The organism is Roseateles sp. P1_C6, assembly GCF_056406315.1.
Map to the genome: position 1 here is coordinate 202,632 of NZ_JBFUAK010000006.1, position 25,453 is coordinate 228,084.

Genomic DNA, 25,453 nt, shown 5'->3' on the forward strand with positions numbered 1-25,453 from the left:
GCCGTGGCGGTCGATAGGCCCGTTCCCCCCTCGAACGGGTGGCAGCTTCACTCAGGGGGTCGGGTTGGTGAAAGTGTCACAAGCCTTCAAATCTCCCGCCTCGGCCCCCCGCTTGAACCAGCGCACCCGCTGGGCGCTGCTGCCATGGGTGAAGCTCTCCGGGACCACGCTGCCGCGGCTGCGCTTTTGCAGCGTGTCGTCGCCGATCTGGGCGGCGGCGTTCAGCGCCTCCTCGATGTCGCCCTGTTCCAGCCAACCTTTGCTGCGCTGCGACAAATTGGCCCAGACGCCGGCATAGCAGTCAGCCTGCAGTTCCAGCTTGACGCTCATTGCGTTCATTTCACGTTCCGAAACGCGGCCGCGGGCGCGGTCCAGCTTCTCGGTGGTGCCCATCAGGTTCTGCAGGTGGTGGCCAACCTCATGGGCGATGACATAGGCCTGGGCGAAGTCGCCCGGGGCGCCCAGCCGCTCGCGCAGCGTGTCGTAGAAGGCCAGGTCGATGTAGACCTTGCGGTCGGCCGGGCAGTAGAACGGCCCCATGGCCGCCTCGCCGGTGCCGCAGGCGGTGGGCTCGCTGCCGCGGAAGATGCGCAGCTTGGGGGCAGGGTACTGCTGCCCGCTGCGCTGAAAGTAGGCGCCCCAGACGTCCTCGGTGTCGGCCAGCACGGTGCTGACGAAACGGGCGGCCGGGTCCTGGGGACGGGACTCGGCCGGCGCGGATGGCTGGGCGGGCTGGCCACCGCCGCCATCCAGCAGGCCCAGCACAGTCATCGGATTGATGCCGAAGGCCCAGGAGGCCAGCAGCGCGATCACGATGCCGCCCACCCCCAGGCCACGGCCGCCGATGGGCAGCCCCCCCCGGCCGCCGCTGCCGCGGACGTCCTCGACGTTGTCACTCTCGCGCTGGCCTTCCCATTTCATGCTCGTCTCCTGCTGGTCGGGGCATCCTACGGCCCGTGACCGCAGAAATGCAGTCTGTCGCCCGCCACAGGCGTCGCGCAGGCCGCCTGGCCACACTACGGCCGCATCGCTGAACCCGGAGTTCCCAAATGAAACGCCTTGCCCTGCTGACCCTCGCCGCCGCCCTGACGACCAGCGCCGCCTTCGCCGGTGACAACGACTGGCGCTTGCGCATCAAGAAAGAGTCGGACGGCTGGACGGCGAGCTTCAACGGGCCGATCGAATACGGCGGCGGCAAGAACCGCGTGCGCGGCACCGGGGTCAAGGTCGAGAAGGCCCGGGCGCTGGGCGCCTTCACAAAGCTGCGCATCGACGGGCCCTTCGACGTGAGGCTGACCCAGGCCGGCAGCGACCAGGCCACCGTCGTTGCCGACGACAACATCGAGCCGCTGGTCGAGACGGTCGTCGAGAGCGACACGCTGATCGTGCGCATGAAGCGCGACACTGGCTTCACGACCCGGCTGTCGCCCACGGTCCGCGTCGATGCACGGGCGCTGCAGGCCGTGGCCATCAACGGCTCGGGCGATCTGACGGTCGAGCGCTTCAAGGGCGACGGCCTGGGCCTGAGCGTCATCGGCTCGGGCGACGTGCATTTCGGCCTGGTCGAGCTGAAGGACTTGACTGTGAGCATCAGCGGCTCCGGTGACGTGCGTGTGGCCGGCCGGGCCGAGCAGCAGAGCTGGAAGATCAGCGGCTCGGGCGACGTCGACGCGCGTTCGCTGACCGGCCGCACGGCCCGCGTCGAGCTGAACGGTTCGGGCGACGTGGCCATCGGCGTCACGGAGCAGCTGGACGCCCAGCTCAGCGGTTCGGGCGACCTGAGCTACGCCGGCCGGCCGCAGTTGCGCCAAAGCGTCAGCGGTTCGGGCGAAATCCATCGCCGCTGAGATGCGCTGGGTTCCAATGCCCGGGTGAAGCCAAGCGATCTCTGGTGGCAGGCCCTGGCCGATGGCCCGGTCCTGCTGGCGCTGTTCGGTGCCGATGACCGGCTGCTGCAGGCCAATGCAGCCTTCCGCGCCGCCTGGGCGCTCAACGACGCCGAGCTGCCCGGCTGGGCCGACATGGTCAAGGCCGCGCAGGCCACCGGCATCGGGCCGGTGGAGCGGCCCGAGCGACACAGCCGGGTTGCGCAACGTGGCTACGAGCAGGCCTGGCGTGACGGCCGCCGGCTCTGGTGGGTGGAGCAGCGGCTGGCCGACGGCGGCTGGGCCTGCACCGGCATCGACATCAGCGCATTGGCGCGGCCGCGGCCGGCGACGGGCCAGCTGCTGGGGCCGCAGTCCGGCCGCGAGTTGCTGCAGACGCTGCTGACCGACCCCCGCGCCTGGCCGCTGTGCGTCGCGACGACGCCGCCCGGCGTCGACCCCCAGGCGCTGCTCGCCCGCATCCGCGGCGAGGACGGCTGCGCGCGACTGGAGGACGGGCGGCTGCTGCTGATCCTGCCGTCAACCGGGCCTGCCCAGGCGGCGGCGCTGGTCGAGCGCCTCGGTGGGCTGGTGCTGACCGAGGCCCAGTGGGGCGAGTCGGCGACGGCCTTGCTGCTCAGGGCTTGAGGCCCAGATCCCGGCCTTGCGCCTGGGCCGGCGCGGGCAGGCCGGCAATCGCTGCCAGCGTCGGCGCCAGGTCGGCCACCTCGACACGATCCTTCACCTCGCCTCGGCCGACGTAGCCCGGCCCCCAGAACAGCAGGGGCACGTGGGTGTCGTAGTCGTGCGGGCTGCCGTGGGTGCTGCCGCCGGGGCGGTAGCTGGCAATCCAGTGGCGCTTCAGCACGATCTGCAGTTGCGCGGCGCGGGTCGGGTCGAAGGACTTGCGCATGGCTTCCAGGTAGGGCGTCGTGCGGTCGTTGCCGAGCAGCTGCTCGCGCGTGAAGACCGTCTCCACGCCGGGCAGCTTCAGCAGCTCCTCGCGCGCCGCGGCCTGCACGTCGGCGAACTTCAGGCCGCGCTCGGCGGCGAGCTTTTCGTTCAGCAGCAGGCCGGCGGCGGAGAAGTCGCGCGCCAGCTTGTCGACGCCGAATTTCGCGCTCAGCGCGCCGTTCACCACGGCCAGCGACGGGCCGCTCGCGAACCGGCCAGCGTCGCGGCCTTGGCTTGAGGCCCACTCCGGCGTGTCGGTGAAGCCGTGGTCGGCCGTCAGCGCCAGCACGTAGTTGCCGGCGCCCACGGTCTTGTCCAGGAACTGGAAGAAGGCCTGCAGGTGGCGGTCCAGGTGCAGCGTGTGGTCGTGCGACAGCCGGGACTCGGGGCCGAAGGCGTGGTTGATGTAGTCGTGGCTGGACAGGCTGACCGACAGGATGTCCTGCACGCCGCGCTGGCCCAGCTTCTCGTTGCTGACGGCGGCGCGCGCGAAGGCCAGCGTCAGCTCGTCACCGAAGGGCGAGGCGAGCAGGTTGCCGTAGAACCGCGGCCCCGGCCCGTCCATCTTGTCGCCGATGACGGCCGGCAGTTTGTTGCCGTTGCCGCTGGCGACCTGCCAGGACTGGCCGTCTGGCACGGAGCGCGCGTAGGCCGCCTCGGGCAGGGCGGGCGCCCAGGTCTTCTTGAAGAAGGCGTCGGCGGGCTTGGCGGCGTTGAAGTCGGTCACCCACTGCGGGTGGGCCTGCATGTAGTACGTGCTGGACGCGAACCGGCCGGTCTCGGTCATGTACATGTACGCCGTGCCCTTGTGGCCCGCCGGCAGGATGGCGCCGCGGTCCTTGCCGGAGATGCCGATGACCTTGGACTCGGGCGAGCGCGTGCGCAGCACGTCGCCCAGCGTCTGCACCTTCAGGTTGCGCGGGCTGGTGCCGGATAGCGGCGCGGTCGGGTTGTCGATGTACTGATAGGCCGTGTCGCCGGTGTTGTAGACCGGCTCACCGGTGGCGGGGTCGCGCCACTCGTTGCTGATGATGCCGCTGCGCTGCGGATACGCGCCGCTGAGCATCACCGAGTGCCCGGCCGCCGTGACCGTGTGGCCGTGGCCGTAATGGGCCTGCGAGAACCAGCGGCCATGGTCGAGAAAGCGCGCGAAGCCGTCGGGGCCGAGCTGCTCCCGGTAGCCGGTGACCTGGCGCATCGGCAGGCCGTCGATGACGACGAGCACCAGCAGCTTCGGTGTCTGCGGCGCGGCGGCGGGCGGCGGCGTCGTGCAACCGCTGAAGGTGGACAGGGCGGCGCTGGCGAGGGCCAGGCCCAACAGGCGGCGGCGGGTGTGTGTCATGACGTTTTTGTGACAACGAGGCCGCGAGCTTACGTCGTCACAATCACCGCATGGCTGGCCCGGCTTCCGAAACCCAAGACCCCACCCGCGTGCTGGACGGCTGGCGCGCGCCCGCACCCACGCCGCTGCAGGACCTGGAGCTGCACCGGCTGCTGCAGGCCGGTGGCGCGGGCCTGGACGAGGCCAAGAAGGCCCGCATGAAGGCGCGCGGCTATCAGATCCAGGACGTTGAGGACATCGAGCTGCGCGAGATCCTGCCACCGCCCGCCGTCGTCGTGGTGCCGGTGCTGGACCTGCCGCCCGCGCGCCCGGCGGCCGACGCGCGGCTGCTCACGCAATGGCAGCCGCAGGCCTGGACGGCGCTGGCGCGGCGCGTGCGGGGCGCCAGCGCCGAGGTCGTGCAGACACCGCAGGGGCCGCTGGTCGAGAACCATGCGCCGCAGTGGCTGTGCGCGCTGTGGCCCCCGCAGCGCCTGGACGCGCCGCTGCTGGGCCGTTGGCCGGAGATGGCCGCGCTGGTCGGCGCCGAGACGCTGTTTGGCGCGCTGCACCAGCTGCTCGCCGAGCTGCCTGCCGAGGCGCTGGTCTGGCCGGGCGAGTTGGAGACGGACTGGGGTCTGGTGGCCGAGCTGGTGCTGCACCACGACGCCGGGCTGCGCGCGGCGCATGCCCAGGCGCTGCGCGAGCTGGTCGAGGCCGAGCGCGGCAAGAGCTTTGCGCGCCTGAACGACGCCTATGTGCGCCAGGGGCACATCGCCAGGCGGTCCGCGTGAGTGGTGGGTTGGCGCCGCTGCTGGAGATCGACGCCGGGCTGGCGCGCATCACGCTGCGTCGGCCACGCCAGGCCAACCGGCTCGCCGTCGACGACCTCGGCGCGCTGCGTGAGCTCATCGAGCAGGTGAATGCGAACGCGGCCGTGCGTGTGCTGGTGCTGGCCGGCGAGGGCAGGCATTTCTGCAGTGGCTTTGACCTGGGCGCGTTGGGCGCCATTGACGCCGGGGCCCGCTTTGGCGAACTGGCCGATGCGCTGGAGGCCGCGCGCCCCATCACGATCGCGCGGCTGCATGGCGGTGTCTATGGCGGCGCGGCCGACCTGGCGCTGGCCTGCGACTTCCGCCTCGGCGCGCCCGCCTGCGAGATGTTTGTGCCGGCGGCCCGCATCGGCCTGCATTTCTATGCCAGCGGCCTGCGGCGCTTCGTCAACCGCCTGGGCCTGGCGACGGCCAAGCAGGTGCTGCTGGCCGGGCGCACGCTGGACGCCACGGCACTGCTGGACTGCGCCTACCTGGACCAGCTGCTGCCGGACGTGGCGACGCTGGACGCGGCGCTGGCCGCGCTGACGGCCGAACTGCGTGGCATGGCGCCGCTGGCGCTGCTGCCGATGAAGCAGCATCTGAACGCGATTGCGGCCGGCCGGCTGGATGAAGAGCGGCTCGCAGCCGACATCCTGAAGGCGCGCGATTCCGCCGATCTGATCGAGGGCCAGGCCGCCTGGGCGGGCAAGAGACCAGCGCGATTCAAGGGGGGTTGAAAGCCCTAGGCCAGGGCTTTCGCCACATCGTGGAAAATATGGGGCCTGCGCGCCTGCCCGGCGCCCCCCTTTACAACTCTTCGACAGGACCAGTGTGGCCAAAGAAACCACCAAGACCACCATCGAAGCGGATGGTCTGCGCTACCGCTCCAAAGCCCCGGGCTCGCCGTTCGCGGCGACCTCCTCTTTCGGTGCAGCAACGATGTCTTGCTTCCTCTGCGGCAAGCACCGGCCGCGCGCGATGCTCAAGTCCAAGAAACTCCTTGGCAAGTCCCAACCGGTTTGCTCGCCGTCCTGCAAGGAGCTGGACGCGCAGATCGCCAGCAAATAGGTTTGCCCCGCCCGCGGTCACGCGGGCTGGCCCCGAGGGGGCGATTCACTGGCGGACCTGGGCCTCTCAGTGAATCGAGCGGCGCCGCCTTGAAGCGGTCCAGCGGCGGCGCCATGCAGGCGCCCCGCCTTGCTCGTGTCCATGGGCGGCCTCTGGCCGCCTTTTGTTTTATCCCTGACGGAAGCAGCGGCCGCAGACCGACCGGTAGCGTGCATTGCCGCCGATCTCGACCTGCGCGCCCTCGGTGACCTTGCGGTTGCTGGCGTCCACGCGCATGTTCATCGTCGCCTTGCGGCCGCAGTCGCAGATGGTCTTCATCTCATCCATCTCGTCGGCCAGCGCCAGCAGCGTGGCCGAGCCGGGGAAGAGTTCGCCCTGGAAATCCGTGCGCAGGCCGTAGCAGATGGCCGGCAGGTTGCGCAGGTGCGCCAACTCGTGCAGCGCCTGGACCTGGCGCTTGGTGAGGAACTGCGCCTCGTCGATCAGGATGCAGGCGATGCCGGGCGTCTCGTCGGCCATCGCCAGGAAATCGGTGTCGGCGTCGAACTGCTCCGCCTCGCGCTGCGGGCCCAGGCGCGACGTGACGAAGCCGCGGCCATAGCGGTCGTCCAGCCGCGCCGTGAAGATGCGCACGCGGTGGCCGCGTTCCTCGTAGTTGTGCGCCACCTGCAGCAAGGCGGTGGATTTGCCGGCGTTCATCGCGGCGTAGCGGAAAAAGAGCTTGGCCATGGGGGTGTCTGGAGCAGCCGGGCATTGTCCCCGCTGGCCGACCCCGCAGATTGGGGTCGGGAAATCCCGCGTTTTGGCGCCGTTTGCGCGTCGAACTTCGGGCTTGCGAGATGGCGTTGTCATCTTCGCCATGGCTCAATCCTGCTTTCGTCCCGACCTGTCTGAAGAATGAGCAAAGACACCGTGACCGCGGTCCGCCAAGATGGCCTGCGCTACCAGTCGAAAGTGGGCGGTTCGCCCTTCCTCGGCAGCGGCCACACCCGCTCCTGCTTCAAATGCGGCAAGCACCGCGCCCCGGCCAGCCTGCAGTCCATCCGGCTGCTTGGCCGCAACGAGGTGGTCTGCAAGCCCAACTGCAAGACGCTGCCTTAGTCATTTCGATGGATGCGGCGCGTCGGGGCGCCGCCTAAGCTGACCCGGTCTTACCTGACCGGGAGCAGCAGAGATGCCTATTCCACTGATCGCGGCGGCGATGTCGGCGATAGCGCCGCAGCTTGCGCAAAAGGGGCTGGACCTGCTCAGCGGCGTGTTCCGCGGCGCGGTCAACAAGGGCACGGCGGAAATCGCCAACCTGATCCAGGAAAAGACCGGCATCGACATCAACGATGTCGCCGACAACAAGCTCACGGACACCCAGTGGGCGCAGCTCAAGCAGTTCGAGTTCGACTACCAGGGCAAGCTGCTGGAGTACCGCCAGAAGAGCGATGCCAACATGCTCGAGTACGAGCGCATCGCCGCCGCAGACCGCGCCAGCGCGCGTCACATGCAGGAGTCGGCGATGGGCAACAACGATCCCTGGGTGCGGCGCTTCATCTACATCTACGCCAGCGTGCTGACGCTGCTGACTTTCATCTTCATCTTCTGGGCAGCTTTCATGCACCAGTACACGGAGGCGAACAAGGAGTCGGCGCGCGTCATCGACACGGTGCTGGGTTTCCTGCTCGGCGTGTCGCTGTCGGCCATCATCCAGTACTTCTTCGGCTCCAGCGCCGGCAGCAAGGCCAAGGACGAGAAGATCGGCCAGCTGGGTGATGCGATCCGGGCGCAGAGCTCGGCCATGCAGGCCGACGCCCAAGAGGATCTCAGCCGCGGAGGCAAGCCATGAGTGATCTCGTGCGCGAGCAATCGGTCTTCCTGCTGCATGTCTGCGAGCTCATCCGCAAGGCCAGCGAGCTGGGCTTCTCGGCGTCGGGCGGCGAGCTGTTCCGCACGCCCGAGCAGCAGGCACTGCACGTCAAGAACGGCCGCAGCACGACGATGTCCAGCCAGCACCTGAAGCGCCTGGCCGTCGACCTGAACTTCTTCCGCGACAGCGCCGATGGTCGGCCGGTGCTGGTCTACGACGTCGAGGTGCTGCGACCCATCGGCCAATACTGGGAGAGTCTGGACAGCGCCAACCGCTGGGGCGGCAACTGGACCAGCTTCAAGGACACGCCGCATTTCGAGCGCCGCGAGGGCGCGTCGGCCACCGCAACGGCGCCGGCCTCGCCTGCCGGGGCTCCCGCCACCGTGGCGGTGCCGGCCGGTGCGCGAGGCCGCGGGCTGACCACGGGCGCCGTCGGTGCCCAGTGCAGCAATGCGCGCGACGACGTCGAGAGCGTGCAGCAGTTGCTCAACCTCTGCGGCACGGCCGGCCGTGTGGCGCTGACGGAGCCGCTGAAGGCCGATGGCGCCTTCGGGCAGAAGACGCTGGACGCCATCATGGCCTTCCAGCGCAGCGCCATGGGCCGCACCGAACCCGACGGGCGCGTCGATGCGAACGGCACGACGCTGCTGAGCCTGTGCGAATCCCTGCCCGACGCGCTGGCGCCGCCCTGGCTGAGCCTGCTCTATCTGCGCGCCAAGGACGAAGACGTGGCCGACTTCTCGCCGCGGCTCAAGCAGGTCATGGCCAACCGCCACATCGACACACCGCTGCGCCAGGCGCATTTCCTGGCCCAGGTGGGCCACGAGTCCGGCGAGTTCCGCTTCCGCGCCGAGATCGCCAACGGCGAGGCCTACCAGGGCCGCGTTGACCTGGGCAACCTGCAGCCCGGTGACGGCCGCAAGTTCAAGGGTCGCGGTCTGATCCAGCTGACCGGCCGCGCCAACTACGGCGACTACGGCCGCGCCATCGGCCGCGAGGCGGAGCTGCTGGACAAGCCCGAGCTGGTCGAGAGCGACCCCGAGTTGTGCGTGGACGTGGCCGGCTGGTTCTGGGCCAAGAAGAACCTGAACACCCTGGCCGATGCCGACGACCTGACGACGCTGACCAAGCGCGTCAACGGCGGCCTGAACGGCATCGACGACCGGCGCCGGCTGCTGCTGCGCGCCAAGGCGCTGCTGGGCGCCTGACTCCGAGTCTCGCCGTCGTTGACGGCCCGCGATCTTTTACATAGCATGGTATGCAATTGATCGAAGAGGCCTCGGATGGTGGAAGACGTAGTCAGGGAGCTGGGCCATCTGAGCCTGGGCACGCGGCTCAAGCGCATCGGCGAGACGCTGCAGGCGCAGACGCAGGCGGTGCTGGCGGCGCATGGCTTCGAGCAGCCAGCGGCCTACTTTCCGCTGCTGGCGGCGCTGGACCGGTTGGGCGCGCTGAGCGTGGGCGAGCTGAGCCAGGCGGTGGGCGTCAGCCAGCCCGTCATCACGCGCTCGCTGCGCGGGCTGGAGGACGACGGCCTCGTCGAATCGGAGACGGCCGAGGAAGACCGGCGCGTGCGCCGCGTCGCGCTGAGCCGCAAGGGCCGCGGGCTGGTGCAGCGCTCGCAGCGCGAGGCCTGGCCGGCCATCGAGGCCGCCGTCGCCCAGGCCTGTGCCGGTCTGCGCGGCGACCTGTTGACGCAGCTGGCGGCGCTGGAAGACGCGCTGGTCGACCAGCCGCTGCTGCAGCGCCTGCCGGAGTAAGCCACGATGACCGACCTCGACCGGCCCGTCTGGGCCAGCCTGCAGCACCAGCCGCATTGGGCCGACGGCGATGAGCGCGCGCGGCGCTTCAAGCCCGACATCAACCGCTTTGCATCCGCGCGCGACGACTCGCCCGAGCACCTGGCCGCGCTGGCGGCCCTGGTGCAAGGCGACGATGACGCGGTCTACCTGCTGCAGGTGCCGCGCATCGCGTTGCCGCCGAGCCTTGTGGCCGCGAAGGAGGCTCCCGGCGTACAGATGGTGGCGACGCGCCTACTCGACATCGACGACGGTCCGCAGGTACTGGGCGAGGCCGACGCGGCCGACATGCTGGCGCTGGCGACGCTGACCGAGCCAGGCCCCTTCCTGCCGCGCACGCCCACGATGGGCCGCTTCATCGGCGTGCGCATCGATGGTCGTCTTGCGGCGATGGCCGGGGAGCGCATGCGCTTTCCCGGCCACGTGGAGGTCAGCGGGGTCTGCACGCACCCCGACTTTCGCGGGCGGGGCCTGGCGCGGCGCTTGTCGGCCGCCGTGACGGCCGAGATCCAGCGCCGCGGCGAGCAGGCCTTCCTGCACGCGTGGACGACGAACACCGCGGCGATTGCGCTCTATGAAAGCCTGGGCTTCGTCGTGCGCACCGCGGTGAACGTCGCCTTGCTCAAGCGCCGGGGTTAGACCAGCCGCCGCCGAGGGCGCGGATCAGCCCCACGGTCGCCTGGTACTGCGCCGAGCGCACCTGCAGCGCCGCGCGCTTGTTGGCCAGCTCGCTGCGGCGCGCGTCCAGCAGCTCCAGCTGGCTGACCAGGCCGTTGCGGTAGCGGGTGTCCGACAGCTTCAATGCCTGGCCGGCCGCGCTGACGGCGCGGGCATTGGCCTCGCCCTGCTGCTGCAGCAGTGTCAGCGCGCCGAGCTGGTCCTCCACATCCTTCAGCGCCAGCAGGAACTGCTCGCGGAAGGCGATGGAGCTGCCTTCCAGCTGCGCCTTGGCCGTGTTGACGCCGGCCTCGCGGCGGCCGCCATCGAAGATGGGCAGCGCGGCCAGCAGGCCGATGCCCCAGGTGCTGGCGCCGCTCTTCAGCAGGTTGGACAGCTCGCTGGACGCGCCGCCGCCCTGGGCCGTCAGCGTCAGGCTGGGCCACCAGGCGGCCTGCGCGACGCCCACGCGCGCCTGCGCGGCCAGCAGCTGGCTGCGCGCGGCGGCCAGGTCGGGGCGGCGCTGCAGCAGCTCGGACGGCAGGCCCGCCGGCACGACCGGCAGCGCGGTCGTCCACGCCGTCGCGGGCAGGCGGAAGTTGGACGCCGGCTCGCCCAGCAGCACGGCCAGCGCCGTTTCCAGCTCGACGCGGCGGCGGTCCAGCGCGAAGGCCTCGGCCTCGTTGGCGGCCAGCTCGGCGCGCACGCGGGCCAGGTCCAGGTCGGCCACGTCGCCGGCGCGGGCGCGCTTCTCGGTCAGCGACAGCGTCTCGGCATAGGCCGCCACGGTGCCGCGCACGATGTCGCGCTCGGCGTCCAGCGCGCGCAGCGCCAGGTAGCCACGGGCCACATTGGCCTGCACCAAGAGGCGCGCGTCGGCCAGCAGCTGCTCGCGGGCGCGCACGTCCAGCTGGCTGGCGTCACGCTCGTGCAGCAGGCGGCCGCCCAGGTCCAGCTCATAGGCCAGGTTCAGGCCGGCGCTGTACTGCGTGATGCCTTGCGCACCCGGGTCTGCCGCGCGGCCGGCACCCGCTGCGACGCCGACCTGCGGCAGGCGGTTGGCCTCGGCGCCGCTCAGCGCCGCACGGGCCTGCGTCAGCCGGTTGGCGGCGGCCTGCACGCTGGTGTTGGCGGCCAGTGCGCGGGCGACGAGGTCGTCCAGCGTCGAGTCAGCAAACGGCTGCCACCAGGCGGCCTGGATGGCGGGCGCTTCGGCGCCGGCGGTCTTGTAGGCCGCGGGCGCCTGCGGCAGTTGCGACGCCTCGATGGGCGGCACCGACGCGCAGCCGGCCAGCAGCAGCGCGACGAACAGGGCGGTCAAAGTTTTTTTCATGGTCACTCTCCTTGGGGCAGGGCGGCGGGCGGCACGGCGGCCTGACCACCGTGGTGGCGCAGCGGTGCGTTGCCGCTCAGGCGGCGCATGCCGACGTAGAACAGCGGCGTCAGGAACAGGCCGAACACGGTCACGCCGATCATTCCGGCGAACACCGCGACGCCCATGGCCTGGCGCATCTCGGCGCCGGCGCCGGTGGACAGCACCAGCGGCAGCACGCCCATCACGAAGGCCATCGACGTCATCAGGATGGGGCGCAGCCGCAGCCGTGCCGCTTCCATCGCCGCCTGCACCGGCGTGCGGCCGGCGAACTCCAGCTCGCGGGCGAACTCGACGATCAGGATCGCGTTTTTCGCCGACAGGCCCACCAGCACGATGAGGCCGATCTGCGTGAACACGTTGTTGTCGCCATGGCTCAGGTACACGCCGGTCATCGCGGCCAGCAGGCCCATGGGCACGATCAGGATGATGGCCAGCGGCAGGGCCAGGCTCTCGTACTGCGCGGCCAGCACCAGGAAGACCAGCAGGATGGCCAGCGGGAACACCCACAGCGCGGAGTTGCCGGCGATCTTTTCCTGGTAGGTCAGGTCGGTCCACTCGAAGCCGACGCCGGGGGGCAGCGTCTCGGCGGCGATGCGCTCGACCGCGGCCTGGGCCTGGCCCGACGAGAAGCCGGGCGCCGCACCACCGTTGATGTCGGCGGCCAGGAAGCCGTTGTAGCGCATCGCACGCTCGGGCCCGAAGCTGGGCTTGACCGTCATCAGCGCGGACAGCGGCACCATCTCGCCCGAGCCCGAACGGACCTTCAACTGGCCGATGTCCTCCGAGCGCGCGCGGAAGGCGGCATCCGCCTGCACGCGGACCGAGTAGGTGCGGCCGAACTGGTTGAAGTCGTTCACGTACAGGCTGCCGAGGTAGATCTGCATCGTGTCGAACACGTCCGTCACGGCCACGCCCAGCTGGCGGGCCTTGGTGCGGTCCAGGTCGGCATACAGCTGCGGCACGTTGACCTGGAAGCTGCTGAACAGCCCGGCCAGCTCCGGCGTCTGGTAGGCCTTGCCCAGGAAGGCCTTGGTGGCCGCGTCCATGGCCGCGTAGCCCAGGTTGCCGCGGTCCTGCAGCTCCAGCTTGAAGCCGCCGGTCGTGCCCAGGCCCTGCACCGGCGGGGGCGGGAACATGGCGATGAAGGCGTCCTCGATCTGACCGTACTGCGCGTTCAGCTGGCCCGCGATGGCGCCGGCCGACAGCGCCTTGCCCTTGCGCTCGGCAAAGGGCTTCAACGTCGCGAAGACGATGCCCGAGTTGGAGCTGTTGGTGAAGCCGTTGATCGACAGGCCGGGGAAGGCCACCGCGTGCTCGACGCCCGGCGTCTTCAGCGTGATCTCGGTCATGCGGCGGATGACGTCTTCGGTGCGGTCCAGCGTCGCGCCGTCGGGCAGCTGCGCGAAGCCGATCAGGTACTGCTTGTCCTGGCCGGGCACGAAGCCGCCGGGCACCAGCTTGAACAGGCCGAACGTGGCGCCGACCAGGGCCAGGTAGATACCCAGCATGATGGCCTTGCGCGACAGCACGCGCTTGACACCGCCGCCATAGGCCGTGGAGCCGCGGGCGAACAGCTTGTTGAAGCCGGCGAAGAAGCGGCCGAACACCTTGTCCATGCCGCGCGTCAGCGCATCCTTGGGGGCGTCATGGCCCTTCAGCAGCAGAGCCGACAAGGCGGGCGAGAGGGTCAGCGAGTTGACCGCGGAGATCACCGTCGAGATGGCGATGGTCAGCGCGAACTGCTTGTAGAACTGGCCCGTCAGGCCACTGATGAAGGCCAGCGGCACGAACACGGCGATCAGCACCAGCGCGATGGCGATGATGGGCCCGGAGACCTCGCGCATGGCCTGGTAGGTCGCCTCGCGCGGGCTCAGGCCCGAGGCGATGTTGCGCTCCACGTTTTCCACCACCACGATGGCGTCGTCCACGACGATGCCGATGGCCAGCACCAGGCCGAACAGGCTCAGCGCGTTGATGGAGAAGCCGAACAGGTGCATCACCGCGAACGTGCCGATGATGCTGATGGGCACGGCCAGCAGCGGGATGATGGACGCGCGCCAAGTTTGCAGGAACAGGATGACGACCAGCACCACCAGCGCGACCGCTTCCAGCAGCGTGTGGATGACGGACTCGATGGACGCGCGCACGAACTGCGTCGGGTCGTAGACGATGGTGTAGTCCACGCCCTCGGGCATCACGGCCTTCAGCTCGGCCATCGTCGCGCGCACGTTCTTGGAGATGTCCAGCGCATTGCCGCCCGGGGCCTGGAAGATGGGCACGGCGACGGCGGACTTGTTGTCCAGCAGCGAACGCAGCGCGTACTCGGACGCGCCCAGCTCCAGCCGGCCCAGGTCGCGCAGCCGCGTGACCTGGCCGTTGGCGCCGCTCTTGACGATGATGTCGCCGAACTCCTCGGCCGTCTGCAGGCGGCCTTGCGCGTTGATGGACAGCTGCAGGTCGATGCCTTGCAGGCCCGGCGACGCGCCGACCACGCCAGCGGCGGCCTGCACGTTCTGCTCGCGGATGGCGCGCACGACGTCACTGGCCGACAGGCCGTGCTCGGCGACCTTCTGCGGGTCCAGCCAAACGCGCATGGAGTAGTCGCCCGAGCCGAACAACTGCACCTGGCCCACGCCCTGGATGCGCGCGAGGCGGTCCTTGACGTTGAGCAACGCGTAGTTGCGCAGGTAGGTCATGTCGTAGCGGTCGTTAGGCGAGGTCAGGTGCACGACCATGGTCAGGTCGGGGCTGCTCTTGACCGTCGTCACGCCCAGGCGCTTGACCTCTTCGGGCAACCGCGCTTCGGCCTGGGAGACGCGGTTCTGCACCAGCTGCTGCGCCTTGTCGGGGTCGGTGCCCAGCTTGAACGTGACGTTCAGCGTCATCAGGCCGTCGGTGGTCGCCTGGCTGCTCATGTAGAGCATGTCCTCGACGCCGTTGATGGCTTCTTCCAGCGGTGTCGCCACCGTCTCGGCGATGACCTTGGGGTTGGCGCCGGGGTACTGGGCGCGCACGACGACCGACGGCGGCACCACGTCCGGGTATTCGGAGATGGGCAGCGCGCCGATCGACAGCAGGCCGCCGAGGAAGATCAGCAGCGACAGCACGCCCGCAAAGATCGGGCGGTCGATGAAGAATTTGGAGAGGTTCATTGGTTCTTCCTTCAGGGGGCTCTGAGGAGCGGGGTGGCTTTCAGAGCAAAAGCCGCCCCCACGGGCCGCCACCACCGAAGTGATGGCCGGCCCGGTGACAGGGCTCGCTACGGAGGTGTGGGGCTAGGTCAGGAGGCGGTCGCGGCCGTCTGTTTGGCTTGCAGCTCGGGCTTGGCGTCCATCGCGACGTCCTTGGGTGCGAGCACCGCGCCGGGCCGCACGCGCTGCACGCCACCGACGACGACTCGCTCGCCGGCCTTCAGCCCGCTGGTCACGACACGCAGGCCGTTGACGCTGGCGCCCAGGCTCACCGGCCGCCATTCGGCCTGGTTGCCCTGGCCCACGACGATGACGAAACGCTTGTCCTGGTCGGTGCCCACGGCGCGCTCGTTGACCAGCAGCGCCGCCTCGTTCCTGGCCTGGCCCATGCGCAGCTTGGCGAACTGGCCCGGGATCAGGCCGCCGTCCTTGTTGTCGAACACCGCCCGCACGCGCAGCGTGCCGCTCTTGGCATCCACCTGGTTGTCCACCAACTGCAGGCGGCCGGTCGTGGCCTTGTCGGCGCCGGCCAGCATCTCGACCGGCACCTTGTCCATGCCGCGGCGCTCTGCGCCGCCGCCCGGCAGCGAGGCCAGCACCTCGCGGACGACCTTTTCGTCGGCGTCGAAGCTGGCGTAGATGGGGCTGACCGACACCAGGTTGGTCAGCACCGGCGCGCCCGCACCCGCGGCGACCAAGTTGCCCTGCGTCACCTCGATCTTGCCGACGCGGCCGGCCACCGGGGCACGCACCTGCGTGTAGCTGAGATTGAGCTGCGCCGACTGCAGCGCGGCCTGCGCGGCGCGCAGGTTGGCGGCCGCCTCGCGGGCGGCGTTGTCCTTCTCGTCGAACTCGCGGCGGGCCACGGCGCGGTCTTCCAGCAAGGACTTGGCTCGCGTGGCTTCGCTCTGCGAGTACGTCACGCGCGCCTGCGCCGCGGCCACCTGCGCTTCCAGGCGGGACACCTCGGCCTGGTAGGGCGCGGGGTCGATGGTGACGAGCAGGTCACCCGCCTTCACGAGGCTGCCCTCGCGGAAATGCACCTGCTGCACGGCGCCCGACACGCGGGCCCGCACATCCACGCGCTCCACGGCTTCCAGGCGGCCGGAGAACTCGTTCCAGGCGGCCACGTCCTGGCTGAGCACTTGAGCGACGGACACCGGCGTGGCCGGCGGCGCGGCGGGGCCGGAGTTGGCCTGCGCCGGCTGGTTGAACTGGCCGAAGCCGATGGCGCCGAGCGCCACCAGGGCGACGGCACCCGCGATGAGGCCGAGGCGGCGATTGAAGCGAGGGGCGGTGGACTGCATTTCGATTTCTCCCAGGGGTTTCAAGCAGAAGGCGGTGTCAGAGCCCGGCGGGTGGCCTGGCTCAGGAACTCATGGATGGGTGCCAGCACATAGCCGGGTGCGATGGCCGGCAGCGTCAAGTCCTTGGCCGTGCCGCCGTGCTCGCGCAAGGCTGCGGCATAGCGGCGCGCCTCGTCGTTCAGCGGGTGGCCGGCAACGCCCATCACCAGGGCGGGCGCCAGGCCCGACAGGCGCAGCGCGTTCAGCGGCGCGGCATAAGGATGGTCAGCACGCGTGCTGTCGCCCAGATAGGCCTGCCAGCCCTTGGCATAAATGCATTCGCAGCCGCCGCACTCACCGTCGCGCATGGACGCGCTGCCCAGCACCGGGTCCAGCATGGGCGAGATCAGCAGCTGGCCGGCCAGCTCTGGCGCACGCTGGTCGCGCGCCATCAGCGCCAGCGCCGCCGCCAGGTTGCCGCCTGCTTCCTCGCCGGCGACGAACAACACCGTCTGCGCGCTGCCGGTCAGCTTGCTGCGCTTGGCGGCCAGCGCCTGCAGCGCCTCGAAGGCGGCGCTCAGCGCGGCTGGGAAGGGGTGCTCGGGGGCCAGCGGGTAGTCCAGCGCGACGACATCGGCGCCTGCGTCGGCCAGCATCTCGCTGCGCGAGCGCGCTGCGTCCAGCGAGCCGCCGGTGAAGCTGCCGTCGTGCAGATACAGCATCAGCGCCCGCCCGCCGCCGTCCAGCGGACGCCGGGCAGCGTAGACATGGGCCACGAAACCGGGCGTGGGGCCCAGGCGCAACGTGGAAGGGATGGCGAATTTGTCCATGGGGCGAAAGATAGAGATTCATGTCCCTTAGATAAACGCCCTTCAAAGTGACTCACTTTTCCCCAACCTGAAACAATCGCGCCATGGACCGACTCACCGCCATGCAAGCCTATGTGCGGGTCGTCGAGGCTGGCACCTTCACAAAGGCTGCCGACTCGCTGGACCTGCCCAAGGCCACCGTCACACGTCTGATCCAGACGCTGGAAACCCACCTGCGCACCAAGCTGCTGAACCGCACGACGCGCCGCGTCACGGTCACGCCCGATGGCGCCGCCTATTACGAGCGCGCCATGCGGCTGCTGGGCGACCTGGAGGAGCTGGAAGGCAGCATGAGCCAGGCGCGCGTGACGCCTCGTGGGCGCATCCGCATCGACGTGCCCGGCGTGGTGGGCCGGGAAATGATCATTCCCCACCTGCCGGATTTCTACGCGCGCTATCCGGACATCCAAATCGAACTGGGCGTCAGCGACCGCACGGTGGACTTGATCAGCGACAACATCGACTGCGTGATCCGCGGCGGCGACCTGACCGACCAGAGCCTGGTCGCGCGCCGCGTTGCCGAGTTCCGCTTCATCACCTGCGCGACGCCCGAATACCTGCGCCGCCACGGCACGCCCGCGCACCCGCTGGAGCTGGGCCGGCCACCGCACCGCATGGTGGGCTACTTCTCGGCGCGGACCGGCAAGGTCATGCCCGACACCTTCCGCCGTGGCGAGGAGGCCGTCGAAGTGGTGGGCAATCACATCATTGCCGTCAACGATGCCAATGCCTATCTGAATGCCGGCCTGGCCCACCTGGGCGTGGTGCAGGTCACCTGCTTCATGGCCGGGCCGCTGCTCAAGACCGGCGAACTGGTGCGGATATTGGAGGACTGGGACGCCGAGCCGGTCCCGGTCTATGTGGTCTACCCGCCGAACCGCCACCTCAGCAGCAAGCTGCGGGTGTTCGTCGACTGGGTCGTCGACCTGCTGGGCCGCGAGGCGATGGGCGGCGTGAAGATGCGCTGCACCAGCTGAGCGCGGGCGGTCGCGCTCAGGCCTGCTCGGGCTCGGCGGCGGCCATCAAGGCGGGGCCGAAATCGCTGGTCGCCGGCGCCGGGGCGCTGAGGGCCAACAACATGCCCGCCGCCAGCGCTGCGACGGCCGTCGCGGCGGTGATCAGCGTGAAGAAGGATCGGGTGTTCATGGTGACTTCCTTGTCGCGGGGCACACAGGCGGTGCGCCGACAGGAGTCAATGTAGGTATTCCGCGGCTTGGGAAAAAGCGGGCGGAATAGAACGGCGAGTTGCTGTCAGCGGAACAATCGATGGTGCGGATGTCATCCCGCGGGAGGCTGTGTCTTGGGCAACGTTCTTGATTTCATGGCGCCGTCGCGCGCGCATCGGCATCGCGAGGCGCGCAGCCGGCTCGTCACTCACGGCGCATCGCGTTCATGACGCAAGGCGAAAACATCGAGCGACGCAATGCCGCGGAGTTCGCTTGGCAGCGAGATGACGTCTTCGGCCGCATTGCCGGCCGCTATGACCGGCTCTGCGATCTGTTCAGTCTTGGCATTCATCGGTTGTGGAAGCGGCGCGTCGCGCACACGATCGCCCGAGAGTCATGGCACACGCTGCTGGACGGCGCCACCGGCACAGGCGACATCATTCTTCGCGTGCTGCCGCGGGTGGCTGGCCAAAAGCGCACCATCATCGCGTCGGACATCAGCCCCAAGATGTTGGCCATCGCGTCAGCTCGCCTGGGGCCGTACCGAGGCATGGTGGATGTGCGGCAACTGGATGCCGAGGCCATGCCGACGGTTGCCAGTGGTAGCGTCGATGCCTATTCGATGTCACTGGCCTTCAAGATCTGCAATCGTCAGCTGGCCATGAAGGAGGCCCGGCGCGTCCTTCGACCGGGCGGACGCCTGATCCTGCTGGAGGCGTCGAACATCCCCTGGGCGCCTTTGCATCGGACCTACCTGCTCTACATGTCGCTGTGCATGCCTTTGCTCGGATGGCTGGCAACGGGAGGCGATGCGTCGGCCTACAAATACCTGTTGCACGGCATAAAGGATTTTCCGACGGCCGAAGCACTGGCGCGAGAGCTGAGCGAGCAGGGCTTCGAGGACGTGGCCTTCGAACGCCTATCCCTGGGCATCGTGGCCATTCACACTGCGCGCAAACCGACCGCTTGACCGGATTCTCGGTCTGCTACCTGGGGTTGGGGTGCCCCGGCCGGCGGCGCCCACGCTCTTCCAGCCAGGCCTTGGCCGTCGAGAAGTGCCCGCAGCCGATGAAAGGCCGCGGCGGCTTCAGTGCCGACAGCGGCGACGGGTGGTTGGCCTTCAGCACCAGGTGGTCCTGTCGCGCCGCCTCGATCAGCGGCGCCTTGGCCTGGGCGTAGGCGCCCCACAGCATGAAGACCTTGGGCGCCGGGTCGACGGCTGCGGCCTTGATGAGCGCGTCGGTCAACGCCTCCCAGCCGCGGTTGGCGTGGCTGGCGGGCTGGCCGTCTTCCACAGTCAGCACGGCGTTCAGCAGCAGCGTGCCGCCTTCGGCCCAGCGCACCAGGCTGCCGTCGGGCGGGAAGGGCTTGCCCAGGTCGCGCTGGATCTCCTTGAAGATGTTGCGCAGGCTGGGCGGCAGCGGCACGCCGGGCGGCACGCTGAAGGACAGGCCCTCGGCCTGGCCGGGGCCGTGGTACGGGTCCTGGCCCAGGATGACGACGCGGGTCTGCGACAGCGGCGTCAGCGTCAGCGCGCGCAGCGGCTCGGGCGGATAGATGGTGGCGCCGGCGGCGACGCGCTCGGCGAGGAAGGCCTCGATGCGCTGGCCGGCGGGCGACGCTGCCCAGGCCTCGACGACGGGGCGCCAGTCGGTGTCGGGCAGTTGCAGCGGCAGCTTCATCCGAACAGTGTCGCCAACGCTGCACCCGGGTCCGGCGCGCGCATGAAGGCCTCGCCGACGAGGAAGGCGTTGACGTTCGCGTCGCGCATGCGCTGCACGTCCGCCGCACCCAGGATGCCCGACTCGGTCACCAGCAGCCGGTCCGCCGGCACGCGCGGCAGCAGGGCCAGCGTCGTGTCCAGCGTCACGTCGAAGGTGCGCAGGTTGCGGTTGTTGATGCCCACCAGCGGCGTCTTCAGCTTCAGCGCGCGGTCCAGTTCGTCGCCATCGTGCACTTCCACCAGCACGTCCAGGCCGATGGCGTGGGCCGCCGCTTCAAGGTCGGCCATCTGCGAATCTTCCAGGCAGGCGGCGATCAGCAGGATGCAGTCCGCGCCGATCGCACCGGCTTCCATGACCTGGTACTCGTCGACCATGAAGTCCTTGCGCAGCACCGGCAGCTCGCAGGCGGCGCGGGCCTGTTGCAGGTAGGCAATGGAGCCCTGGAAGAAGCGCTCGTCGGTCAGCACACTCAGGCAGGACGCGCCGTTGCGGGCGTAGCTCTCGGCGATCAGCGCCGGTTGGAAGTCTTCGCGCAGCACGCCCTTGCTGGGGCTGGCCTTCTTGATCTCGGCGATGACGGCCGCGTGGCCGGCGGCGATGGTGGCGCGCAGCGAGCGCTCGAAGCCCAGGCGCTCATCCTTGCGGGCTTCCGCCTCCTCGCGCTGCGAGGCCAGCGATCGCTTCAGCCTGGCGGCCGAGATTTCTTCCCACTTGACCTCGACGATGCGCTTGAGGATGTCGCTGCTCATGTCTTTGCTCCCAGGCCCTGCGTCGCCTTGACGAAGGCGTCCAGCTTGCCGCGCGCGGCGCCGCTGTCCAGCGCCTTGCGGGCGCGGGCGATGCCATCGGTCAGCGTCGGCGCCACGTTGGCCGCGTACAGCGTCGCGCCGGCGTTCAGCAGCACGATGTCGCGCGCCGGGCCGGTCTTGCCGTCCAGCACGCCGATCAGCATCTCGCGCGACTGCTCCGGGCCTTCCACCTTCAGGCTGCGGTTGCTGGCCATGGCCATGCCGAAGTCCTCGGGGTGGATCTCGTACTCGCGCACGGCACCGTCCTTCAGCTCGCCGACCAGCGTCGTCGCACCGAGGGAGATCTCGTCCATGCCGTCCTTGCCGTAGACGACCAGCGCATGTTCCGCGCCCAGGCGCTGCAGCACGCGCACCTGGATGCCCACGAGGTCTGGGTGGAACACGCCCATCAGGATGTTGGGCGCGCCGGCCGGGTTGGTCAGCGGGCCCAGGATGTTGAAGATGGTGCGCACGCCCAGCTCGCGGCGCACCGGCGCGATGTTCTTCATCGCCGGGTGGTGGTTGGGCGCGAACATGAAGCCGATGCCGCATTCATCCACCGACGCCGCCACCTGGCGCGGCGTCAGCTGGATGTTGGCGCCCAGCGCCTCCAGCACGTCGGCGCTGCCGGTCTTGCTGCTGACACTGCGGTTGCCGTGCTTGGCCACCTGGGCGCCGCCGGCCGCCGCGACGAACATCGAGCAGGTCGAGATGTTGAAGCTGTGCGCGCCGTCGCCGCCGGTGCCGACGACGTCCACCAGGTGCGGCAGCGGGCCGAGCGGCACCTTGTTGGACAGCTCGCGCATGACCTGCGCGGCAGCGGTGATCTCGCCGATGGTTTCCTTCTTCACGCGCAGGCCGGTCAGCAGCGCCGACGCGATGACGGGCGACATCTCGCCGGCCATGATGCGGCGCATCAGCGTCAGCATCTCGTCGTGGAAGATCTCGCGGTGCTCGATGACGCGGGTCAGGGCTTCGGTGTCGGTGATCGGCATGTCAAGCCTCGCGGCGCTGGGGTTCGGTCTGGTGGAGATGGCGCGTCAGCAGGTCGCGCGGCGGCGGCTGGTCGATCTGTTTCATCAGCATGCCGACATTGCCACGGTGGTGGCTGCCGTGATGGATGACATGGGCCAGGATTTCCTCACGACTCATGCGGCCGGCGTCGCCGTCGGTGAAGCGAAAGCTCAGCACTTCCTCGAATTGCTCGGGTGCCAGCGCGCGCACGTAGTCGACATACCAGCCGTCCACCTGCTCGACCGAGGCGCGCAGCTCGTCCAGCGTCGGTGTGGCCTCGGTGTTGCTGGCCGTGAAGCCGTGGGGTTCGTCGCGCAGATGGGCCGCAAAGATGCGGTCCACCGTGTGGATGTGGTTCAGCGTGCGGATGGCGATGTGGCGGTTGTCGGGCGACAACGGCGCGCCGGCCAGCGCCGCGAAGAACTCGCGGTTGATGGCGGCCTTCTGCTCGTACAGCGAGATCAACAGCGTGGATGTCGACACGATCAAGCCTCCAGGAATTCGCGGGCCGCCGCGATGGCGTGGTCGACGCCCGCGGCATCGACGTCCAGGTGGGTCACGAAGCGCAGCCCGATCAGGCCCGTGGCCAGCACGCCGCGCGACTTCAGATGCTCCAGCAGCGCCAGCGTGCGGCCGTCGCTGACCTGCGCAAAGACGATATTCGTCTGCGGTGGCGTGACCGTGACACCCGGCAGCGCGGCCAGGCCTTCGGCCAGCCGCCGGGCCAGCGCATGGTCGTCGGCCAGGCGGGCGACGTGATAGGTCAGCGCATGGTCCGCGGCCGCGGCCAGCAGGCCCACCTGGCGCAGGCCGCCGCCCACCATCTTGCGCACGCGGTGGGCGCGTTGGATCAGCTCTCGCGAGCCGACCAACATGGAGCCGATGGGCGCACCCAGGCCCTTGCTGAAGCAGATGGACACCGAGTCGAACGGCCGCGCCAGGTCCGCCACGCTGCGGCCCGAGGCGACCGCCGCGTTGAAGAGCCGGGCGCCGTCCAGATGGGTCGCCAGGCCGCGCGCATGGGCCAGCTCGCAGGCGGCATTGGTGTACTGCGTGGACAGCACCTGGCCGCTCCAGGTGTTCTCCAGCGCCAGCAGCCGCGTGCGCGCGAAGTGCGGGTCGTCGGGCTTGATGGCGGCGGCGATGTCTTCCAGCTTGATGGAACCGTCGGGCTGGTTGGGCAGCGGCTGCGGCTGGATGCTGCCCAGCACGGCCGCGCCGCCGCCTTCGTAGCGGTAGGTGTGGGCCATCTGGCCGACGATGTACTCGTCGCCGCGGCCGCAGTGCGCCAGCAGCCCGCACAGGTTGCTCTGCGTGCCGCTGGCCATGAAGAGCGCCGCTTCCTTGCCCAGCAGCGCGGCGACGCGCTCCTGCAGCGCGTTCACGGTGGGGTCGTCGCCGAACACGTCGTCGCCGACCTGGGCCGCGGCGATGGCTTCCAGCATCGCCGGCGTCGGCTTGGTGACCGTGTCGCTGCGCAGGTCGGCAATCACATCACTGCCGCTGCCGGCCGAGCCGGGTGCGTAGTCGCTCATGACTTGAGTTCCAGGAAGTTGCGCAGCATCGCGTGGCCGTGCTCGCTGAGGATGGATTCGGGGTGGAACTGCACGCCCTCCAGCGGCGTGGCCGTGCCGGCCAGCTCGCGGTGGCGCACGCCCATGATCTCGCCGTCCTCGCTGCGCGACGTGATCTCCAGCACCGCGGGGCAGGTCGCCTCCTCGATGACCAGCGAGTGGTAGCGGATCACCGAGAAGTCCTTGGGCAGGCCCGTGTAGACGCCGCGCTGGTCCGTCGTGATCGTGCTGGCCTTGCCGTGCATCTGCCGCTGCGCGCGGATGATCCTGCCGCCCAGCGCCTGGCCCATGGCCTGGTGGCCCAGGCACACGCCCAGCAGCGGCTTCTTGGCCGTGAAGTACTGGATGGCCTCCACGCACACGCCCGCCTCGTTGGGCGTGCAGGGGCCGGGCGAGAAGACGATGTGGGCCGGGTCCAGCGCCGCCATCTCGGCGACGGTGATCTCGTCGTTGCGCACCACCTTCACGTCGGCGCCCAGTTCACCGAAGTACTGGACGATGTTGAACGTGAAGCTGTCGTAGTTGTCGATCATCAACAGCATTTAGAAGCCCTCCTCAACCAGCTCGGCGGCGCGCAGCAGCGCTCTCGCTTTGGCTTCAGTTTCCTGCCATTCCAGCTCTGGCACCGAGTCGGCCACGACGCCGGCCGCCGCCTGCACGTACAGCATGCCGTCCTTGATGATGCCGGTGCGGATGGCGATGGCCAGATCCATGTCGCCGGCAAAGCTCAGGTAGCCGCAGGCGCCACCGTAGATGCCCCGCTGCACGGGTTCCAGCTCGTCGATGAGTTCCATCGCGCGCACCTTGGGCGCGCCGGTCAGCGTGCCGGCGGGGAAGGTGGCCTTCAGCACGTCCAGCTGGCCGACCTCGGGGCGCAGCACGCCCTCGACGTTGGAGACGATGTGCATCACGTGCGAGTAGCGCTCGATGGTGAAGGCCTGCGTGACCTTGACGCTGCCGGTGCGCGCGATGCGGCCGATGTCGTTGCGCGCCAGGTCGATCAGCATCAGGTGCTCGGCGCGCTCCTTGGGGTCGGCCTGCAGCTCCGCCTCCAGCTCGCGGTCGCGCTCGGGCGTGGCGCCACGCGGGCGGGTGCCGGCCAGCGGCCGGATCGTGACCTTGCGGCTGCCGTCGCCGGCGTGTTCCTCGCGCACCAGGATCTCGGGGCTGGCGCCGACGATCTGGAAATCGCCCAGGTCGTAGAAGTACATGTAGGGGCTGGGGTTCAGCGCCCGCAGTGCCCGGTACAGCGCGATGGGCTCGGCCTTGTAGGGCTTGGAGATGCGCTGGCCCACCTGCACCTGCATCAGGTCGCCGGCGGCGATGTATTCCTTGGCCTTGGCCACGGCGTCCAAGTAATCGGCCTTGGCAAAGCCACGCGTCACCGGGTGGGCCTCGCTGCGCGTCACGCGCGGCACGCTGACCGAGTAGGTCAGCTTGTCGCGCAGCGCGGTCAGCCGCTTCTTGGCGCGGAAGTAGGCCTCGGGCTGGCGCGGGTCGGCCCAGACGATGAGGTACAGGCGCCCCGACAGGTTGTCGATGACGGCGATTTCCTCGGACAGCAGCAGCAGGATGTCGGGCGTGCCCAGGCCGCCTTCCTTGTGCGCGCTGGCCAGGCGCTTCTCGATCGCGCGCACGGCCTCGTAGCCGAAGTAGCCGGCCAGGCCGCCGCAAAAGCGCGGCAGGCCGGTCGGGATCCTGGGCTTGATGCGCTCCTGGTAGGCGGCGATGAAGTCCAGCGGGTTGCCTTCATGCGTCTCGACGATCTGGCCGTCCGTGACGACCTCGCAGCGCTGGCCGGTCGCGCGGATCAGCGTGCGCGCCGGCAGGCCGATGAAGGAGTAGCGCCCGAAGCGCTCGCCGCCGACGACGGACTCCAGCAGAAAGCTGTTGCGGCCCTGGCCGGAACCGGCGCAGAGCTTGAGGTACAGGGACAGCGGGGTTTCGAGATCCGCAAAGGCCTCGCTGATGAGCGGGATGCGGTTGTAGCCCTCGGAAGCGAGGCTCTGGAATTCGAGTTCGGTGATCACGGCGTCAAACCTTGAAAGACAAGTTTCAGGGCTTGGCGTGCAGCCCGGTGGAGAACGGGCAACGCGAGAAAGTGCGCGTCAGGGCGCGCCAAGCAACATCAG

At 69.5% G+C, this 25,453-nt stretch carries 27 protein-coding genes; 12 read left to right on the forward strand and 15 right to left on the reverse strand.

Annotated elements, in window-relative coordinates; all coding sequences use genetic code 11:
• Nucleotides 1–51: 51 nt before the first annotated feature.
• Nucleotides 52–921, reverse strand: a complete 870-nt coding sequence (gene ypfJ / locus AC1D29_RS14970) for a KPN_02809 family neutral zinc metallopeptidase (protein WP_477898689.1) — start codon at nucleotides 919–921, stop codon at nucleotides 52–54.
• 128 nt (nucleotides 922–1,049) lie between these two features.
• On the opposite strand from ypfJ, the gene AC1D29_RS14975 reads away from it, so the two are divergent.
• Both AC1D29_RS14975 and AC1D29_RS14980 read left to right on the forward strand, forming a co-directional pair.
• Complete coding sequence (locus AC1D29_RS14975) at nucleotides 1,050–1,847, forward strand: head GIN domain-containing protein (RefSeq protein ID WP_477898691.1); 798 nt, start codon at nucleotides 1,050–1,052, stop codon at nucleotides 1,845–1,847.
• A gap of 24 nt (nucleotides 1,848–1,871) precedes the next feature.
• On the forward strand, nucleotides 1,872–2,513 hold the full coding sequence (locus AC1D29_RS14980; RefSeq protein ID WP_477898693.1) for a hypothetical protein: 642 nt from the start codon (nucleotides 1,872–1,874) through the stop codon (nucleotides 2,511–2,513).
• On the opposite strand, the gene AC1D29_RS14985 is transcribed toward AC1D29_RS14980, so the two are convergent.
• Nucleotides 2,503–4,161, reverse strand: a complete 1,659-nt coding sequence (locus AC1D29_RS14985) for an alkaline phosphatase family protein (RefSeq protein WP_477898695.1) — start codon at nucleotides 4,159–4,161, stop codon at nucleotides 2,503–2,505. The two genes, AC1D29_RS14980 and AC1D29_RS14985, sit on opposite strands and share 11 nt — an antisense overlap.
• Before the next feature lie 50 nt (nucleotides 4,162–4,211).
• On the opposite strand from AC1D29_RS14985, the gene AC1D29_RS14990 reads away from it, so the two are divergent.
• From AC1D29_RS14990 to AC1D29_RS15000, 3 genes are all read left to right on the forward strand, one after another.
• A complete protein-coding gene (locus AC1D29_RS14990) occupies nucleotides 4,212–4,934 on the forward strand; it encodes a hypothetical protein (RefSeq protein ID WP_477898697.1) in 723 nt (240 codons plus the stop codon).
• The gene (locus AC1D29_RS14995; protein WP_477898699.1) at nucleotides 4,931–5,692 is read left to right on the forward strand and encodes an enoyl-CoA hydratase/isomerase family protein; all 762 of its coding nucleotides are present in this window, start codon (nucleotides 4,931–4,933) and stop codon (nucleotides 5,690–5,692) included. Before AC1D29_RS14990 ends, AC1D29_RS14995 begins: the two co-directional genes overlap by 4 nt.
• Nucleotides 5,693–5,786: 94 nt before the next feature.
• On the forward strand, nucleotides 5,787–6,023 hold the full coding sequence (locus AC1D29_RS15000) for a hypothetical protein (protein ID WP_477898701.1): 237 nt from the start codon (nucleotides 5,787–5,789) through the stop codon (nucleotides 6,021–6,023).
• A gap of 168 nt (nucleotides 6,024–6,191) precedes the next feature.
• Here AC1D29_RS15000 and AC1D29_RS15005 read toward each other — a convergent pair whose 3' ends face one another.
• Nucleotides 6,192–6,752, reverse strand: coding sequence for a thymidine kinase (locus AC1D29_RS15005; protein ID WP_477898703.1), 561 nt, complete (start codon nucleotides 6,750–6,752; stop codon nucleotides 6,192–6,194).
• 168 nt (nucleotides 6,753–6,920) lie between these two features.
• On the opposite strand from AC1D29_RS15005, the gene AC1D29_RS15010 reads away from it, so the two are divergent.
• From AC1D29_RS15010 to AC1D29_RS15030, 5 genes are all read left to right on the forward strand, one after another.
• Nucleotides 6,921–7,124, forward strand: a complete 204-nt coding sequence (locus AC1D29_RS15010; protein WP_056875494.1) for a hypothetical protein — start codon at nucleotides 6,921–6,923, stop codon at nucleotides 7,122–7,124.
• A 73-nt stretch (nucleotides 7,125–7,197) separates the two neighbouring features.
• Nucleotides 7,198–7,857 carry a hypothetical protein gene (locus tag AC1D29_RS15015; RefSeq protein WP_477898705.1) on the forward strand — a complete coding sequence of 220 codons (660 nt, stop codon included), beginning with the start codon at nucleotides 7,198–7,200 and terminating at the stop codon, nucleotides 7,855–7,857.
• Nucleotides 7,854–9,086, forward strand: coding sequence for a glycoside hydrolase family 19 protein (locus AC1D29_RS15020; protein ID WP_477898706.1), 1,233 nt, complete (start codon nucleotides 7,854–7,856; stop codon nucleotides 9,084–9,086). The genes AC1D29_RS15015 and AC1D29_RS15020 overlap by 4 nt, the downstream gene beginning before the upstream one ends.
• 75 nt (nucleotides 9,087–9,161) lie before the next feature.
• Entirely contained in the window at nucleotides 9,162–9,638 is a 477-nt protein-coding gene (locus AC1D29_RS15025; protein ID WP_477898708.1) for a MarR family winged helix-turn-helix transcriptional regulator, read from the forward strand.
• A 6-nt stretch (nucleotides 9,639–9,644) separates the two neighbouring features.
• Nucleotides 9,645–10,316, forward strand: coding sequence for a GNAT family N-acetyltransferase (locus tag AC1D29_RS15030; RefSeq protein ID WP_477898710.1), 672 nt, complete (start codon nucleotides 9,645–9,647; stop codon nucleotides 10,314–10,316).
• Here the strand turns inward: AC1D29_RS15030 and AC1D29_RS15035 are convergent.
• The 4 genes from AC1D29_RS15035 to AC1D29_RS15050 form a co-directional block, all read right to left on the reverse strand.
• Entirely contained in the window at nucleotides 10,300–11,667 is a 1,368-nt protein-coding gene (locus AC1D29_RS15035; protein WP_477898712.1) for an efflux transporter outer membrane subunit, read from the reverse strand. The two genes, AC1D29_RS15030 and AC1D29_RS15035, sit on opposite strands and share 17 nt — an antisense overlap.
• A 2-nt stretch (nucleotides 11,668–11,669) precedes the next feature.
• Nucleotides 11,670–14,861 carry an efflux RND transporter permease subunit gene (locus AC1D29_RS15040; RefSeq protein WP_477898714.1) on the reverse strand — a complete coding sequence of 1,064 codons (3,192 nt, stop codon included), beginning with the start codon at nucleotides 14,859–14,861 and terminating at the stop codon, nucleotides 11,670–11,672.
• A gap of 128 nt (nucleotides 14,862–14,989) precedes the next feature.
• Nucleotides 14,990–16,207 carry an efflux RND transporter periplasmic adaptor subunit gene (locus AC1D29_RS15045; protein WP_477898716.1) on the reverse strand — a complete coding sequence of 406 codons (1,218 nt, stop codon included), beginning with the start codon at nucleotides 16,205–16,207 and terminating at the stop codon, nucleotides 14,990–14,992.
• Between the two features lie 20 nt (nucleotides 16,208–16,227).
• Nucleotides 16,228–17,016 carry an alpha/beta hydrolase fold domain-containing protein gene (locus AC1D29_RS15050; RefSeq protein WP_477898718.1) on the reverse strand — a complete coding sequence of 263 codons (789 nt, stop codon included), beginning with the start codon at nucleotides 17,014–17,016 and terminating at the stop codon, nucleotides 16,228–16,230.
• A gap of 83 nt (nucleotides 17,017–17,099) precedes the next feature.
• On the opposite strand from AC1D29_RS15050, the gene AC1D29_RS15055 reads away from it, so the two are divergent.
• Complete coding sequence (locus AC1D29_RS15055) at nucleotides 17,100–18,032, forward strand: LysR family transcriptional regulator (RefSeq protein WP_477898720.1); 933 nt, start codon at nucleotides 17,100–17,102, stop codon at nucleotides 18,030–18,032.
• A 16-nt stretch (nucleotides 18,033–18,048) separates the two neighbouring features.
• On the opposite strand, the gene AC1D29_RS15060 is transcribed toward AC1D29_RS15055, so the two are convergent.
• Nucleotides 18,049–18,201 (reverse strand): hypothetical protein, encoded by a 153-nt coding sequence (locus AC1D29_RS15060; protein WP_477898722.1) that lies wholly within the window; start codon nucleotides 18,199–18,201, stop codon nucleotides 18,049–18,051.
• A gap of 246 nt (nucleotides 18,202–18,447) precedes the next feature.
• On the opposite strand from AC1D29_RS15060, the gene AC1D29_RS15065 reads away from it, so the two are divergent.
• Nucleotides 18,448–19,191: a ubiquinone/menaquinone biosynthesis methyltransferase gene (locus tag AC1D29_RS15065; RefSeq protein WP_477898724.1), complete on the forward strand. Its 744-nt coding sequence runs from the start codon at nucleotides 18,448–18,450 to the stop codon at nucleotides 19,189–19,191.
• A 16-nt stretch (nucleotides 19,192–19,207) separates the two neighbouring features.
• Here the strand turns inward: AC1D29_RS15065 and AC1D29_RS15070 are convergent, their stop codons facing one another.
• From AC1D29_RS15070 to trpE, 7 genes are read right to left on the reverse strand one after another with little or no spacing between them, the layout of a single operon-like run.
• Nucleotides 19,208–19,903 (reverse strand): uracil-DNA glycosylase, encoded by a 696-nt coding sequence (locus AC1D29_RS15070; RefSeq protein WP_477898726.1) that lies wholly within the window; start codon nucleotides 19,901–19,903, stop codon nucleotides 19,208–19,210.
• Nucleotides 19,900–20,694, reverse strand: a complete 795-nt coding sequence (trpC, locus tag AC1D29_RS15075; protein WP_477898728.1) for an indole-3-glycerol phosphate synthase TrpC — start codon at nucleotides 20,692–20,694, stop codon at nucleotides 19,900–19,902. The genes AC1D29_RS15070 and trpC overlap by 4 nt, the downstream gene beginning before the upstream one ends.
• Nucleotides 20,691–21,728, reverse strand: coding sequence for an anthranilate phosphoribosyltransferase (trpD, locus tag AC1D29_RS15080; RefSeq protein WP_477898730.1), 1,038 nt, complete (start codon nucleotides 21,726–21,728; stop codon nucleotides 20,691–20,693). Before trpD ends, trpC begins: the two co-directional genes overlap by 4 nt.
• 1 nt (nucleotide 21,729) lies before the next feature.
• A complete protein-coding gene (locus tag AC1D29_RS15085; protein ID WP_477898732.1) occupies nucleotides 21,730–22,230 on the reverse strand; it encodes a DinB family protein in 501 nt (166 codons plus the stop codon).
• A gap of 2 nt (nucleotides 22,231–22,232) precedes the next feature.
• Nucleotides 22,233–23,282: a low-specificity L-threonine aldolase gene (gene ltaE / locus AC1D29_RS15090; protein ID WP_477898734.1), complete on the reverse strand. Its 1,050-nt coding sequence runs from the start codon at nucleotides 23,280–23,282 to the stop codon at nucleotides 22,233–22,235.
• Entirely contained in the window at nucleotides 23,279–23,863 is a 585-nt protein-coding gene (locus AC1D29_RS15095) for an anthranilate synthase component II (RefSeq protein ID WP_477898736.1), read from the reverse strand. Before AC1D29_RS15095 ends, ltaE begins: the two co-directional genes overlap by 4 nt.
• Nucleotides 23,864–25,351, reverse strand: coding sequence for an anthranilate synthase component I (gene trpE, locus AC1D29_RS15100; RefSeq protein WP_477898738.1), 1,488 nt, complete (start codon nucleotides 25,349–25,351; stop codon nucleotides 23,864–23,866).
• Between the last annotated feature and the right edge of the window lie 102 nt (nucleotides 25,352–25,453).